Here is a 14,644-nt window from a genome sequence, read left to right on the forward strand (position 1 = left end):
GCCTATATTCAGGAAATAGCATTAATTTGTCTGCACAGGTAAGCATCAAAATTACTTGTAAGTCATGCCTGGATTCGATGGTTTTGGGCATTCTAACACAAAATACCCTAAAAAAAACTAATGTTGAATTGGCACATTCGGTATCGCGTTCGTTATTCTTTATTTATTGTCCTCGTCTGTTTAGCAGGTTTCTCCTGCCAGAATACGAAGAAAGAAGCAAAGACACCAGATGATCTGGAGAAACCATCGATAACAGCCCTCGTTAACACTACCTATAAGCTTGGCGATACCATTTCCATTCAATTGAGCCAGCCATTGAGCCAGGCAACCGTCATGATTGACGATCGATCGGCTGGCATCATTCAACGGACTACAAATGCACTGCGGGTGAGATCTACCGATCAAAAATTAGGCTTACATCAGTTGGTAATCAGTGGTACTACAGCCAATAAAATCTCTTTTTCCGATACGCTCGGAATCGAATTATGGTCTGATGTTACTCCGCCTACCCTCCTGTATTCTGTCATAAAAACTTATCCCCATCAGACCAGCAGTTTTACCCAGGGCCTGGAGTTCTATAAAGGTGTTTTATACGAAGGTACGGGCTTAAATGGCAAGTCTAAATTGATGCAGGTTGATCTTCCTACAGGATCGATCATTAAATCCATCCCTATAGCTACCCAGTATTTCGGAGAAGGAATCACAATAATGAACGATAAAATTTATCAGCTAACCTGGACATCTGGGGTGTGTTTCCGCTATTCGATGAATTTTACGCTGGAAAAGACGTTTACGTACCCTACTCAGGGTTGGGGATTAACCCACAACGATTCGACGCTTATTTTGAGTGATGGCTCAAACCGGCTTTATTTTCTCTCTCCTGATTTTCAGCGAAAACGCGAACTGGCCATATACGATCATCAGGGGCCGGTTATGAATCTCAATGAACTGGAATACGTAGATGGGTATGTTTTTGCCAATGTCTGGCAGACCAATCGAATTGTCCAGATCGATCTGAAATCCGGAAAAGTTGTCGGGTATCTCGACATGGAGCCTATTTTGCCAGCCGGAATCGACACAAAGGCCAATGTTCTTAATGGCATCGCTTTCCAGGCCAGGGAAAATGCGCTTTACCTAACCGGTAAAAATTGGCCTGCGTTATACAAGATACAGCTACAAAAAGCACTGAATAATAAGGCGCTCAATAAGGTGGCGCGTCGCTAACGGAGTTTCTAAACCCTGAACAGAAAAGCTATAAAAGCCAATAGGTACCTGATAGCTCAAAGAGCTATCAGGTACCTATTGGCTAAATGACGCAGTTACCAATTCAAAACTACTGCCGTGTTACCTTGCTGGCTCCTGATGTTTCGGAATCGAGCGAACCGACCTGGCCCATGGTTGCATGACTGGCTCCACTGGCATCAACCGACGCCTTGTCGATATGCATGCTCGTGGCTTCAACCTTGCTGGCTCCATTCAGTTCGGCATCAAGTTGGTTTGCATGACCGCGTAATACCGCATTTGAGGCTCCTGAAAGATTTATCGTAAGTTTCTCGACCGAGCCATCGAACACGGTGCGGCAGGCACCACTCATTTCGATGTTCAGATCATTATATTTCTCGAACCCGGTCAGGCTCGCCTTCGATGCGCCCGACAATTTGAGTTCATCAATCGACGGAACAGTAATTGTCAGGCCAATGCGCTTGCGGTTACTCCAGTCAAATATTCCGTTACGATCAATCGACACCTTCAGGGTATTGCCGTCAACTTTTACACTTACATCGTCCAGATCTTTCTCACGCCCATCGGCCACCACTTTGTAGATTGTGCCTTTGCGGAAACGAACAACAAACGCACCACCAACGTCTACTTTCGAAAAATTATTGACATTAAACTGTCGGGTATGATCTCCGATATGGTCGAAATCGTCACCCAGTTCGCTGGATACCGCGTTCTGCACATCGTCCGTAAGATCAGTCACGTCGTTGTCTTCATCATCGTAGCTGCGGTCTTTCTCCCGTGGATAGTTCAGACAAACCAATCCTTCATCTTTCGTGAACTTCCAGACACTGGATGGCATCCGGTCGATCTCTTTCCCGCCGAACTCGTTCCGAATAAACCGGGCGAAATCTTTAGTCATGCGGAAAGGCTTTTCGTAAGGAATCATGAGATCCATATCCAGATCCTGCGCCCGGAAATGAGCCCCTGGCTGCAACTCTAATGTATTGTCGAAACGAACCGTTGAGTCTTTGATCGCGTAAGCGTATTTGATCTGGCGAGCATTTGCCTGTGCTTGGGCCCGGCTCGATCCTTGCGCTTTAAAATGCTGGACCAGATTCAGTGCCGTCCCATCATAGCCCTGAAGTTCGATAGACACATGCCAGTTATCGCTATCCAGTTCGTTGATGTCAAAGGTCGGAATAGCAGCTGGTACAGCCAGCACTTTCGTTTCTTCGACCGTTCCCCGGCGCTGGAAGCTGTTGATCAACGGTGCGGCTGTACCGGCAAAAATAATCAGGCTTACCAACCATACCCCGGCAATTGTCAAGGCTGTCCGGCTGCTCAATACATTACGGGTTGTGATGAGCATGACACCTAAAATAGCTAATCCAAAAGCGGGAAGAAATCCGACCAGAAAAGCAGACAGAACCATTGGAGCAGTTATATCAGCCCGGAATAATTCAAAAGGAAAATCGCTGTTACCGAAATTGCCACCAGACCCGATACCGATCGACGCACCCAACACGGCCAGACAGGCGACCATCAAAGCGAACGCCACTACCAACATTAACAATCCGGCAAAGACCCGGATAATGGTCAGCGTTCCGTTCAGAAGTGGCCCAAGCGCACTACCAAGTCCACCGATTATCGTGGCAATGGCCCGAAACGGAAAGAGCAACACCCGCGTCAGCGTACTTTCATTATTGGGTGATTCATTAATATTCAGATTCTGCTTGATGCTGTTTTCAATGTTCGATAGCGTGATCGGTTGCCCCTGCATTTCCATTTTTTCGGTCAGCGTATTCGCCTGGGGCGCAATGATCCACAGAACGAGGTAGAGTAGAAAGCCAACCCCAAAGAACACGATACCCAGCACGAATAACAACCGGATAATACCCGTATCGACGCCAAAGTAGGCTGCAATACCCGAGGCAACCCCGCCCAGTACTTTATCTTCGGGATTTCGGAAGAATTTCTTAACGGTTTTGTCTTCTTCAATACCCATTGTGCCGGGCAGGGCAATCCACATAGCAATGTAGACGATGAACGTGAAACCCGAAACACCGGCACCAAACCCTTCGCCAATAGGCGGCAGAGCCAGGAATAAAACCAGGAATATCAGGCGTACCCATACGACATCCATGTTGAAATAATGGGCCAGACCAGCCGCAACGCCACCGAGCGTTTTCCGGCGTAGGTCACGAACGAGTCGGCGTGGACCTGCGTAGGCACCTCCCGTTGGTTGCGAATAAGCGCTGGATCCCTGAGCTGACGATTGTTGGCCGCTGCCAGAAGTTGGTTGTCCGCCGTTAACCGCCGAATTGCGACCTCCGCTGGTAACGAGGACTTCCTCCTCTTCCACGGCTTCGAAATCGGCCACAGTACCCATAGCTGCAACGAGTTCATTGACGTCTTCTACAGAAACGGCCTGTTTATCGGCAGCTTTCAGTTTAGCCAGCAGTTTCTCGGCGATCCGGTTCTCGATGTCGGTTACAATTTCCTGACTGTCTTCGTAAGTCGAAAAGTACTGTTGTACTGACGTCAGGTAGCTCTTCAATTTATCGTAGCCGTCCTCTTCTATATGGAAGATGACCCCACTTATATTAATGCTTATGGTCTTTTTCATGGCGCTAGAGAAGAGAATAGGTTAAGCGGTGGTTGAAGGATTGGTTGGATCAGCAGAACTCGTCATGGGAGCAGCATTGCCGTTCGTCGGTTTTTTATGCTGTGCGGTTTTACCAATAATTGAGTTGACGGATTCGGCAAGCTCCTGCCAGGTTTCGTTTAGCGATTCTAAGGAATTTCGTCCCAGATCGGTCAATATATAATACTTGCGTGGTGGCCCTGAGGTCGATTCCACCCATTTATAATCGAGCAACCCCGCGTTTTTGAGCCGGGTTAGCAGGGGGTACAGTGTACCTTCCACCACCATTATTCGGGCAGAAGTCAGTTCATCGAGCATATCGGAGGCATAAACCTCGCCCCTCGATATGATGTGCAGAATGCAGAATTCCAAAATTCCCTTTCGCATCTGCACCTGAGCATTTTCAATATTCATCGGTGTATTGATTTAAGTATAGGCCCGGTCCGGTGCTCCGGTTGTAACGGCTACGAATTTCAGATGGCAACGATTAATGCGGGCTAATCCACCGACGGATAATCATTATCCAAAATCCTTGCAACAAAGGTAGTATAAGGTACTATGTGATGCAAGGTACCTTTTTAAAAATTTTAGCTCTGTAGTATAAACGGCAAAAAAAACGGGTGAATGGCTCACCTAATGTATAGTTGGAGCCGACAAATTTGTAACTTTATTTCTTATTATGATTCCATATGCTCCGTAACGTCCTGATTGCTCTTTTTGCCCCCATTTTCGCTGTTTATTCCTGGGCTCAAACTCCCCTTCCGGGGAATGAATGGATTAATTATCAGCAGACTTATTTTAAAATTCCGATAGCCCAAAATGGCTTATATCGAATTACTGCTACTGAATTACAAAAAGCAGGAGTTCCTATAAATTCAATCGATCCGGCAGCGATCCAGCTCTTTCACCGGGGTCTTGAACAGGCAATCTATGTGGAAGGCGAAGCCGATAATAAGCTCGATGTCAGCGATTTTCTGGAATTCTATGGTCGCAGAAACGATGGCGCGCAGGACTCCTTACTTTATCGGCCCATCAATGCCCAGCCACATCAGTATTATAACCTTTTCAGCGACACGACAGCTTACTTTCTGACCTGGCGGCTCGATGGTAAACCAAGTAAACGAATGGGTTCCTATACGGATACCGACTTCACCAACCTGACGCCCGAAGCCTATCACTGGGAAGAAGAACTACGCGTATTTACCGATACCTATCCCGGATGGGCAGCTGGTATTCCTCCCAAAATCGAATACAGTCATTTCGAAGCTGGAGAAGGATATACGGGCGTTATTCAGCAAAAAGGTAAATTTTACGATAATCTATTTTCCACTAACAATGCCTTCCGGGCTGGCCCCGCACCACAACTCGATCTGTTGCTGGTAGGCCGCGATTACATTAACCATAGAGTCGACTGCTATGTTGGCGCTGCTGCCAGCGCCCGGCGGATAGTCGATTCGTTGCGTTTCCAGTTCTACAACAATGCCCGTCTTGCCACCGGTTTGCTCTGGTCTGATGTAGGCGCCGATGGCCGGGTTCTGGTTTCGACGGTTTCAACAAGCGAAAACTACACGGCTGACCCCTATTCAGTATCCTATATCAGACTGCGTTATCCCCAGCGATTAGTGGGCAATGGCCAACCGTTGCGTTCGTATCGACTCATTCCCAATCCAACCGGACGTTCACTGGTCGACCTCGACAATGTACTGACAAATTCCCGGTTCTGGGACATTTCCGATCCAACAGCTCCCTTACGAATTGGTAGTACACGTTCAGGCACCTCGGTAAAACTGGTTGTACAAAGCACCGAAACCAGCCGGACCCTCCTGAGTTGTAGTCAGCCTAAAGCCGTTTCCAGCATTTCACCTGTCCTATTTTCAAATTGGTCTGGCCGCAAGCCTACTTACCTCATCATCAGCCACGAATCGCTAATGAAACCAGCAGCGGGGCAACCCGACGCGGTGAAAGCCTATGCCACGTATCGGGCTTCAGTAACAGGCGGCCAGTATGACACGTTGACAACAACTGTTCAGCAACTATTCAATCAGTTTAGTTATGGCGAACGGCATCCGCTGGCCATACGTCGTTTTGCCGATCAGATGCTTCGGCAAAGCAAAGGGGCTGCAAACCGGCCAAGTTATCTGCTGCTGATCGGTCATAGTCGTGGCACGCCGGGCGTTCGGCATGATCCAAATCAGGCCACAATCGATCTGGTACCTACAGCTGGTTTTCCGGGATCTGATATCGTATTCACGGCTGGTCTGGATGGCCAGCCTCAGGATGTCCCCGCTATTCCGACCGGTCGAATTAATGCTACAAGTCCTCAGCAAGTTATCGACTACCTCAACAAAGTAAAAGAATTTGAGTCTACGCCTGTTGCCCAGTCCTGGCGTAAAAAATTGCTTCATTTGAGCGGTGGTAACAATCCGAGCGAAGCCACTATGTTCAAGGAGTTACTGGAAGGCTACGGTAAACGGGCAATGGCCGAATCGCTCGGGGCGACCATAACGGCCATTACAAAGAAAACCGACAATCCGGTTGAGACCATTAATGTGGCCAAGCATGTAAACGAAGGAGTCGGCCTTATGACGTTCTTTGGCCATTCGAGCCTTGATGTGACCGATCTGGACATCGGCTTTTGTTCCAATAATGCCTTAGGCTACGTCAACAGGGGCAAATATCCGTTGATGCTGATCAATGGTTGCGCCAGCGGCAATATATTTTATAGTCGTCCAACATTCAGCTCCGATTGGGTTCTCACTCCCGATCGGGGTGCCATTGCTGTTATCGCGAACAGTCATTTGGGTTATGTAGATGTGCTGGACCGATACAGCAGGCACTTCTACGACCTATTGGCCGACAGTACGCAACTCAACAGATCGATTGGGCAAATTCAGCAGGAAACGATCCGGCGTACATTGGCGCAGGTACCCAACGGATGGGATTTATCGAATTCGCAGCAGATGGTGTTGCAGGGTGATCCGGCCCTTCGGCTCTTTCCGTTTGATACACCCGACTATGCCATTGCTGCGGGTGGGCTAGCCATTCGGGGCCAGGGCAATCAGAATCTGACAGCCTTGAGTGATTCGGTACGATTGACTGTGGTGATAGAAAATTACGGTCAATATCGGGAAGGGCCATTGCCAATCCGCATACGCCGATTAGTCGATGGCCATGAATCAGGAATCTATAACCTGTCGCTACCTCGCTCGGTTGCTTTCCGCGATACAGTTACCCTAAGCCTACCTAATGACCGCCATGCGGTTGGCCTGAATCAACTCGAGGTAATTCTTAATCCGGTCGGGACAGTGCATGAACTCAACCGAGACAATAATCGGGCGTTGGCCGAATTTACGGTTATTGGACAAGGGCCTGTCCTGATCTATCCACCCCTATCTGGCACCGTAAATGCTCGCACCATACAGCTAACCGCTCAGTACCTGACCAGTGGAATTCATACGTTCGATCTGGAACTTGACACAACCGCCCGGTTCGATACGCCAAATCGACTCAATCAGCGAATCAAAGCCGAAACGACCGTTAACTATCCGGCAACCCTAACGGCCCGACCACAAACTACGTATTACTGGCGGGTTCGGGAAGCAGATTCAACTCCGAAAGAATGGGCAACCGGTTCGTTTCTATTTGATCCAGCCAGTACGGTACAGGGGTTACCCGAAGGGCAGATCCAACTTGCCACTACCCTCCCAAATGACATCCAACAAGGTGATGTTCTTTCCCTGCCAATCGAGTTTACGAACATCGCGCCCTACCTTTTTACGGACTCTCTGACTGTGCTTCAAACGATCTACGCTGCGAATCTGGCGCAACCGCTCGTAACCCAATGGCGAATAAAGGCACCAACACCCACCGATACGGTACCTCTTACGGTGCGTATTCCAACTGAAAAACTGCCCGGCGTAAACCGGATGATTCTAACGATTAATCCCCTCATTCTCCCGGAGGTTTCATTTTTCAATAACACGCTTGATCTGCCGATAACCGTTCAACCCGACCAGTTTGGTCCTGTGCTCGAAGTAGCCCTTGATGGAACCCGTATCGAAGACGGAGCGCCCGTGTCGGCTCAACCGATCATCGATGTAGTCGTGGCCGACGAGAACCGATCATTAATCCGGCGCGATACAGTTGGCATCGGCCTATTTTTGCAACGCCCCGGCAGCAATACTTCGTTTGAACGGCTTAGCTGGCGCAATGCCGTTGTTCGACCAACGAATACCGATAATATCTTTCGGATACGGTACACCTCCCCAACACTGGCCGAAGGTCTCTATCACTTACTGGTCACGGCCCACGATGCGGTAGGTAACGCGGCTGCCCCCTATCAGGTAAGCTTTCGCGTCATCAATGATCGGAAACTTACCGATCTGACAGTTTATCCAAACCCGTTTCGCGACCAGATAAAGTTTGCGTTCCTCCTGACAGGTGATAAAGCCCCCGATTCAATCGAGCTGACCATCTCCGATCTGCATGGGCGTGTGGTGCGTAGACTAAAAGCAGCTCAGGGAAGCATTATTGGCCACATTGGGCTAAATGAATGGCTGTGGGATGGACACGCCGATTCGGGAGAACTGCTCCCCGCCGGACTGTATCTGTATCAGCTAACCGTTCGCGCAGCCGGACAGAACTGGCCCGTTACCGACGGGTTGAGTGAGAAATTGCGTGGCCGGATCATTCTGACTCGCTGATGTTAGCCGTGAATGTGCATCCATCAAACAGTGTTGGCCGCTATGTACCCGCTTTGACGGGATTGCGGGCCGTAGCAGCCTATCTGGTTTTTCTGCATCATTATAATCCTGTCGCAACCGACAGGGGGACACACCAGCTGATAGCGCAGGGTTACATGGGTGTCACTGTATTTTTCGTGCTTAGTGGTTTCCTGATTTATCACCGATACGCCGAGTCGTATTTCAGCAGGACACACTGGTCATGGCACCTGTATTACCAGAATCGATTCGCCCGAATTGTTCCGCTCTATACCTTACTTCTACTGTTGACAAGCAGCATTTCGATTGCGCAAGGTAAGCCAGCACATTGGTTCGACTTTGTCCTCAACCTAACCTTGGCTAAAGGCTTTTTCGAGCCATATAAATTTAGTGGAATTGCCCAAAGCTGGAGTCTGACGGTTGAGGAATGTTTCTATCTGACAGCGCCCTGGCTGTTCGTTCTTCTTCGGCGCTGGGGACCGCTCTTACTTACAGCCACTCTGGTAAGTCTGGGCCTGTTTTTATGGCTGACCATCGGGGCATTGAACTGGCACGGCCTGTTTGGCAGTTTCCCGTTCGTGCTCTTTTACACGTTTTTCGGCCGGTCGTTTGAGTTCGTAACGGGTATGTGGCTTGCTCAGCGATGGCATCAGGACAAATTCCCACGTATTCGCGAGGTCACATACAAGGGATTGTTGCTGCTCTGTAGCTGCCTGGGTTGGCAGACATATATTATTTGTGAGATAAAGAATTCAGAGATTCAACTAGGGAGTGAGGTCGTCGTTTATAACTTTATTTTACCTGTGGGTATTGGTCTTTTGTTACTTGGACTGGTTCAGGAGCCATCCGGTCTACAACGATTTTTAGCCCATCCGGCCATGCAGGCATTGGGTCGAAGTTCTTACGCATTTTATCTGATTCACATCGGCGTTATTGCCAGACTCGTGCAACGCACGGTAAGCGGTTCAAATTCCTGCGTATTGTTCGCTTTGCTGGTTCTTATTGCTCACAGCTTATATACCTGGATTGAAAAACCCTTGCAGCGAAAACTACGGTCAGGATAATTGCCGAAATTAATCCCAGCACTCCATAATCAGCAAATCGCCGGTTTGGGCTTCGATACGCACGAATCCGTCTTCGGCCGCTTCGTTGCTGCTACTGGTCCGGTAGCCGAGCGTTAGAGTAGCATCCTGAAGGTTATATTTCAATCCTTCAGACGTAAAACCGGTTACGGTTCCAACCGGAATCAGGGATAGCGGTGTTCCGGCTTCATACCATTTTTCGAATCGACCAACGAGCGGAAATATTTTAGAGTGATCATCGATCATCACAATCCGAATCTGGTCTTTATAGCGAACGATATTGGTCATATTCGTCAGGCTGTGGTCGGCCCGGCGACCGGTAGCCCAGACAATATTAACCGCGGGAAAACCGCGTTCGATCAGGTATTCGATCCCTTTATCGAGATCCGTTTTTTCCTGATCGGGCGTATGAACAATGTCGAGCGGATACTGCTGAGCACGGATTGAATCCAGGTCTAGGTTATGGTCGAAATCGCCGAGAAGTACGTCTACTTTTATACCCAGATCGAGTACACGCCAGATGGCACTATCGAGCACAACTACGGTCGGGCTCCATTCCAGAAGTTGCCCCAGGAGTTCAGGCTGGCAGGCTTCGCCGTTGGCAATCAATAAGGCAGGCTCCTGCTTTTCGCGGACAATGTGATGAGATGACATAATCAGACAAAGATAAATCAGTCAGTCGTATCAATTTGGGCTTTCGCAAAAAGCCGTGCCACAGTTTATAACCATGCACGGCTTTTTGCGAAAGTCCTACAATAACTGATTAATTTTACGGAAAGTAACGAACCTTCCTGGCTTTGCAACGCTTCCTCCGATTTTTGACCTTACCCCGTTTACTTGGGCTTTATATTTTTCTTTTCTGCCTGGTGGCAGTTCAGAACTATCTCCTGGGATTCGGCAATTACAACAACTACCTGATGTTTGCCAAGCCGTTCCATAACCTGCTTCTGGACAAAAGTATTTACGGCCTGCATCCCAATCTGTATTTCGACAATTATAAATACAGCCCGACCTTTGCCTGGCTGATGGGCCCATTCTATTACCTTCCCGATTGGCTGGGCATCATCCTGTGGAACCTGTTGAATACACTGGTGCTTCTTGTCGGCGTCTGGTTCTATCTATCCGACGAAAAGGACCCGGCCAAACAAAGGCGCACGGCCCTGTTGATTATTCTTCTCGAAGCATTGATTACCGCTCAGAACCTGCAAAGCAACAACCTCATTGTGGGCGCTATGCTGCTTGGTCTGTATCATCTTCGCAACGAGCGTGTCTGGCAGGCAGCCTTCTTTTTTGTGCTGTGCGGATTTATTAAATTTTATGGAATGGCGGCTGCGGGCTTCTTTCTCTTTTATCCCAAAAAGCCACAATTCATTCTGGCCATGATTGCCTGGACAATCCTGCTTGGCAGCGTTCCCCTCACCATGATCCCGCTCGACCATTTACTGGCCGAATACCGCGAATGGTTTGATGTCATCGTTGTCAGCAAGTTAGGTTTGCAGGTGTCAGTGATGGGCATTGCACAAGCCTGGTTCGGTATGGAAAAAACCGACGGCAATTACCGCATCATCGAAACCATTGGTGCCATCCTATTTCTGTTACCCTTTCTGCGGTTCGGACTTTGGCAGGATCGGCTGTTTCAACGGCGGATGGTCGCGTACTTTCTGCTGTTTATGATCGTCTTCAATAAAATGGCCGAGTCGCCTACCTACGTGCTGGCCGTAACGGGTGTGGCGTTATGGTGGATAACGCTTGATGCACCCACACAACTGGATCAAATGCTGCTGGCGATGGTCGTTATCTTTACATCGCTCTCCCCCACCGACATTTTCCCGGCGGTGGTTCAGCGGGAGTTGTTCCAGCCCTATAACGCTAAAGCGGTGCCGTGTTTACTGGTGTGGGCGCGGGTGCAGTATCAAATCTGGACGCAGCCCCAAACAACCAACGCTCAACTACTGCACGCTTCGTAAAGCCTTTTCTATATCGGCCGGGTCATCAACACTCGGGGTCTGAAACTGCGTTTCAACCAGCTTGATGCGATATCCGGCTTCGAGCCAGCGTAATTGTTCCAGCGATTCGGCCTGTTCGAGCGGAGAAGGGGGGAGTTCTGTGATTTTCTCCAGAACATCAGCCCGATAGGCATACAAGCCAACATGACGATGGTAATCATGATGCTGATGCCAGATCGCTGGGTCCAGACCCCATAAATAAGGAATGGCCGCTCGGCTAAAATACAGCGCTTCATTTCGTGCGTTGATAATGATCTTGGCCTCCTTCGGATTATGCAAAAGCTCAGCCGAATCTACGGATGACATCTGTGTAGCCAGCTCGACAGTACCGTCAAGAATAGCAGCCAGTTCGTTGATCTGTTCGGGATCGATAAAGGGTTCATCACCCTGAATATTGATGATATAATCCGATGCGCTTGCCTTTACTTCTTTTTCGGCAATGAGTCGGCTGTAGGCTTCCCAGCAACGATCGGTTCCACTGGGATGGTCGGTTCGCGTCATGATGGCTTCGCCCCCGAGCCGCAGAACGGCTTCAGCAATACGCTCATCATCAGTCGCTACAACAACTTTGTCCAATGACTGGGCTTGCCATGCCTGCTCCAGAACACGCTGAATCATAGACTTACCGCCAATATCGGCCAGGGGTTTCCCCGGAAACCGTGTTGAGCCGTAGCGGGCTGGAATGATACCGATTATCATGTTTCGTAATGAATATTGGATACTGACTTTTAGATAAAGGACCTGTCGACGTAAAAACGAAGCGATAAAATCAACTATCCATCAGCCAATTAAACGTTTTTCCGCTCCGGCCCATCCACGCCGACCGTCCAGTAGTCGGGTTCGATGGCCTGCCGTTGCTGATAGTATTGATCGTAAACGGGTCGGTAGCGAAGTCGTTCAGCCATAACTGTGTCGAATTGGCCGAGCAAACCCAGCATCAACTCGCAGCCCTCGCGCACAGCAAACTGCCCGCTTTGGCAACCCGTTACATAGTCGGCATACCCGTGTTGAATAACGTATTTGGTAAACAATGGGTTAGCCTTCCGGCGAACCATGATCCGAACGCCAGCTACCTCGGCAACGGATAGATCGAGCGCATCATCGAAGAAAAACGCAACGTCTTTTGGCTGAAGATTATGCTGATCCAGAAAATGCGCCAGAACCTCAACCTTATTTTTTGCCTGCGAATAACAGGCATGGAAGTGCTCCCGACCGACAAGCGCATCGGCCAGGTTGTTGGTCACGCCCGTCACGATAGCCACGGCTGGCAGTTGGCCGCCATGATGCAGCCAGAAACCAAATCGCAGCAGGTTCGTCCCCATCGAATCGACTTCGCTGAACGAGCTGCTACCCGCTTCGGTTTTAATGCCGTCGTTAAAAACGCCGTCCCAGTCGAAAACGATTGCCCGAATGGCTTTGAGCTTTTCCGTCAACGCATCGGCGGACGTTACAAATTGACCGCCAAGTGCGGTGAAAGTCTGTTCTAGTTCAGTCATTTAGCAACCTGAAGCATTAAGCGTGACATGTATGGAATATATAGTTTTATTCCATACATGTCACGCTTAATGCTTCATTAGTTAGGCCAATTCTGGCAACGTATTGCGGTATTTTACTTCAACCGCGTGCAATTCGAGCAACGGCTTCAAAAATTCTTCCAGATAACGAATATCCAGTTGACTGGCGGCATCGCAAAGAGCTTCCGATGGGCAGGTATGCGTTTCGACGAACAATCCATCGACGCCAGCGGCTACACCTGCGCGGGCCAGTACGGGTAGGTATTCGCGGGCTCCACCCTTCGCATCAGCCGAAGGAATACCGTACTTCCGGATGGCATGCGTTACGTCGAACACAACCGGATAATTGGTACGGGCCATGTGGTAGAAGCTACGCGGATCGACCACAAGGTCGTTATACCCGAACGTGTAGCCGCGCTCAGTCAGGATAATTTGATCGTTACCCGAATCTTCAATCTTTTTGACCGGGTGTTTCATGTTTTCCGGAGCCAGAAACTGGCCGTGTTTCACGTTGACAACACGCCCCGTTTTAGCAGCAGCCACGACCAGCATCGTTTGCATACAGAGATAAGCCGGAATTTGCAGCACATCGACCACTTCTGCAACGGGCGCACATTGATCCGGATAATGCACATCGGTCAGCAATGGAAAGCCGAACTGCTCCTTCACCTTCGCCAGAATCTTCATACCTTTTTCGATACCGGGGCCATTGTAGTAGCTCAGGCTTGACCGATTATCTTTCTGGAATGATGATTTATAAATGATTTTGATGCCGACCCGCTCCTGAATTTCCCGGAGTTGTTCAGCCACCGTCATCATGATTTTTTCGTCTTCGATAACGCAGGGCCCTGAAATGAGAAATAACTCATCCGACCCGCATTCGATGTCGCCAACGCGAACGATTTTTTGAGACATTGGTTTGTCGTTTTAAATTAGCTGGTTCTCATCCTTCTGGGTTTTCAGGAAAGACGAGAGCAAAATAAATCCGGCTCCCAGCATGACCGATACATCAGCCATGTTGAAGATCCCGGTTTGAAAAATACCAAAGCTGATGTGCAGAAAATCTGTCACCGAGCCGTAAGCCATCCGGTCGATCATATTGCCGATACCACCGCCAATCACAAAACACGCTCCGATTACAAACAACCGGGGTGTTTTGAATTTAACCAACAGATAAGCAAAACCCAGGCTTATTGCGATCAGAGGCAAGATCAGCAGCAACAGTTGTTTAAGAAATGGCGGCAACGATTCGCCCAAACTCAGGAAAGCACCCGTATTTTCAACCTTGGTTACTGTAAAATGGTTATCCAGCAGTCGAATACTTTCCCCATAGCTAATCTTCGCTCTAACTACCTTTTTTGACACCTGGTCGCACCCGATATTCACCAATACAGTGAACACAATCAGGAGGATTCTCAGCGAGCGTTTCATCATTAGCCAGGGACTATAGTCTTTC

The 14,644-nt window shown here is 49.1% G+C and carries 11 protein-coding genes; 4 read left to right on the forward strand and 7 right to left on the reverse strand.

The window, feature by feature from the left end; translation table 11 throughout:
- The first annotated feature begins 120 nt into the window (after window positions 1–120).
- Window positions 121–1,224, forward strand: coding sequence for a glutaminyl-peptide cyclotransferase (locus G8759_RS31720; protein WP_167217200.1), 1,104 nt, complete (start codon window positions 121–123; stop codon window positions 1,222–1,224).
- A 109-nt stretch (window positions 1,225–1,333) separates the two neighbouring features.
- Here G8759_RS31720 and G8759_RS31725 read toward each other — a convergent pair whose 3' ends face one another.
- Both G8759_RS31725 and G8759_RS31730 read right to left on the reverse strand, forming a co-directional pair.
- Window positions 1,334–3,847 carry a PspC domain-containing protein gene (locus tag G8759_RS31725; protein ID WP_167217202.1) on the reverse strand — a complete coding sequence of 838 codons (2,514 nt, stop codon included), beginning with the start codon at window positions 3,845–3,847 and terminating at the stop codon, window positions 1,334–1,336.
- A gap of 21 nt (window positions 3,848–3,868) precedes the next feature.
- Window positions 3,869–4,279, reverse strand: coding sequence for a PadR family transcriptional regulator (locus G8759_RS31730; RefSeq protein WP_162390001.1), 411 nt, complete (start codon window positions 4,277–4,279; stop codon window positions 3,869–3,871).
- Window positions 4,280–4,554: 275 nt separating this feature from the next.
- Between G8759_RS31730 and porU2 the strand changes: the two genes are divergently transcribed.
- Together porU2 and G8759_RS31740 are read left to right on the forward strand one after the other, a co-directional pair.
- Window positions 4,555–8,568, forward strand: coding sequence for a putative type IX secretion system sortase PorU2 (porU2, locus tag G8759_RS31735; RefSeq protein ID WP_167217204.1), 4,014 nt, complete (start codon window positions 4,555–4,557; stop codon window positions 8,566–8,568).
- The gene (locus G8759_RS31740; protein ID WP_167217206.1) at window positions 8,568–9,650 is read left to right on the forward strand and encodes an acyltransferase family protein; all 1,083 of its coding nucleotides are present in this window, start codon (window positions 8,568–8,570) and stop codon (window positions 9,648–9,650) included. Before porU2 ends, G8759_RS31740 begins: the two co-directional genes overlap by 1 nt.
- 9 nt (window positions 9,651–9,659) lie before the next feature.
- Here the strand turns inward: G8759_RS31740 and G8759_RS31745 are convergent, their stop codons facing one another.
- Entirely contained in the window at window positions 9,660–10,322 is a 663-nt protein-coding gene (locus G8759_RS31745) for a thiamine diphosphokinase (protein ID WP_167217208.1), read from the reverse strand.
- A 143-nt stretch (window positions 10,323–10,465) separates the two neighbouring features.
- Here G8759_RS31745 and G8759_RS31750 point away from each other — a divergent pair, with 143 nt between their 5' ends.
- On the forward strand, window positions 10,466–11,635 hold the full coding sequence (locus G8759_RS31750; RefSeq protein WP_232074023.1) for a glycosyltransferase 87 family protein: 1,170 nt from the start codon (window positions 10,466–10,468) through the stop codon (window positions 11,633–11,635).
- Here the strand turns inward: G8759_RS31750 and kdsB are convergent.
- The 4 genes from kdsB to lspA form a co-directional block, all read right to left on the reverse strand.
- Window positions 11,618–12,373: a 3-deoxy-manno-octulosonate cytidylyltransferase gene (gene kdsB, locus G8759_RS31755; RefSeq protein WP_167217211.1), complete on the reverse strand. Its 756-nt coding sequence runs from the start codon at window positions 12,371–12,373 to the stop codon at window positions 11,618–11,620. The two genes, G8759_RS31750 and kdsB, sit on opposite strands and share 18 nt — an antisense overlap.
- An 89-nt stretch (window positions 12,374–12,462) precedes the next feature.
- The gene (locus G8759_RS31760; RefSeq protein ID WP_167217213.1) at window positions 12,463–13,170 is read right to left on the reverse strand and encodes a phosphatase; all 708 of its coding nucleotides are present in this window, start codon (window positions 13,168–13,170) and stop codon (window positions 12,463–12,465) included.
- Window positions 13,171–13,251: 81 nt separating this feature from the next.
- Window positions 13,252–14,103 carry a 3-deoxy-8-phosphooctulonate synthase gene (gene kdsA, locus G8759_RS31765; RefSeq protein WP_167217215.1) on the reverse strand — a complete coding sequence of 284 codons (852 nt, stop codon included), beginning with the start codon at window positions 14,101–14,103 and terminating at the stop codon, window positions 13,252–13,254.
- Window positions 14,104–14,115: 12 nt separating this feature from the next.
- The gene (gene lspA, locus G8759_RS31770) at window positions 14,116–14,622 is read right to left on the reverse strand and encodes a signal peptidase II (RefSeq protein WP_232074024.1); all 507 of its coding nucleotides are present in this window, start codon (window positions 14,620–14,622) and stop codon (window positions 14,116–14,118) included.
- Between the last annotated feature and the right edge of the window lie 22 nt (window positions 14,623–14,644).

This window comes from Spirosoma aureum (assembly GCF_011604685.1).
GTDB classification, from domain to species: domain Bacteria; phylum Bacteroidota; class Bacteroidia; order Cytophagales; family Spirosomataceae; genus Spirosoma; species Spirosoma aureum.

Excerpts from the sequence above, each read along its gene's own strand:
- G8759_RS31720 (WP_167217200.1), top strand. The coding sequence starts at position 121 with ATGTTGAATTGGCACATTCGGTATCGCGTTCGTTATTCTTTATTTATT.
- G8759_RS31725 (WP_167217202.1), bottom strand. The coding sequence starts at position 3,847 with ATGAAAAAGACCATAAGCATTAATATAAGTGGGGTCATCTTCCATATA.
- G8759_RS31730 (WP_162390001.1), bottom strand. The coding sequence starts at position 4,279 with ATGAATATTGAAAATGCTCAGGTGCAGATGCGAAAGGGAATTTTGGAA.
- porU2 (WP_167217204.1), top strand. The coding sequence starts at position 4,555 with ATGCTCCGTAACGTCCTGATTGCTCTTTTTGCCCCCATTTTCGCTGTT.
- G8759_RS31740 (WP_167217206.1), top strand. The coding sequence starts at position 8,568 with ATGTTAGCCGTGAATGTGCATCCATCAAACAGTGTTGGCCGCTATGTA.
- G8759_RS31745 (WP_167217208.1), bottom strand. The coding sequence starts at position 10,322 with ATGTCATCTCATCACATTGTCCGCGAAAAGCAGGAGCCTGCCTTATTG.
- kdsB (WP_167217211.1), bottom strand. The coding sequence starts at position 12,373 with ATGATAATCGGTATCATTCCAGCCCGCTACGGCTCAACACGGTTTCCG.
- G8759_RS31760 (WP_167217213.1), bottom strand. The coding sequence starts at position 13,170 with ATGACTGAACTAGAACAGACTTTCACCGCACTTGGCGGTCAATTTGTA.
- kdsA (WP_167217215.1), bottom strand. The coding sequence starts at position 14,103 with ATGTCTCAAAAAATCGTTCGCGTTGGCGACATCGAATGCGGGTCGGAT.
- lspA (WP_232074024.1), bottom strand. The coding sequence starts at position 14,622 with ATGATGAAACGCTCGCTGAGAATCCTCCTGATTGTGTTCACTGTATTG.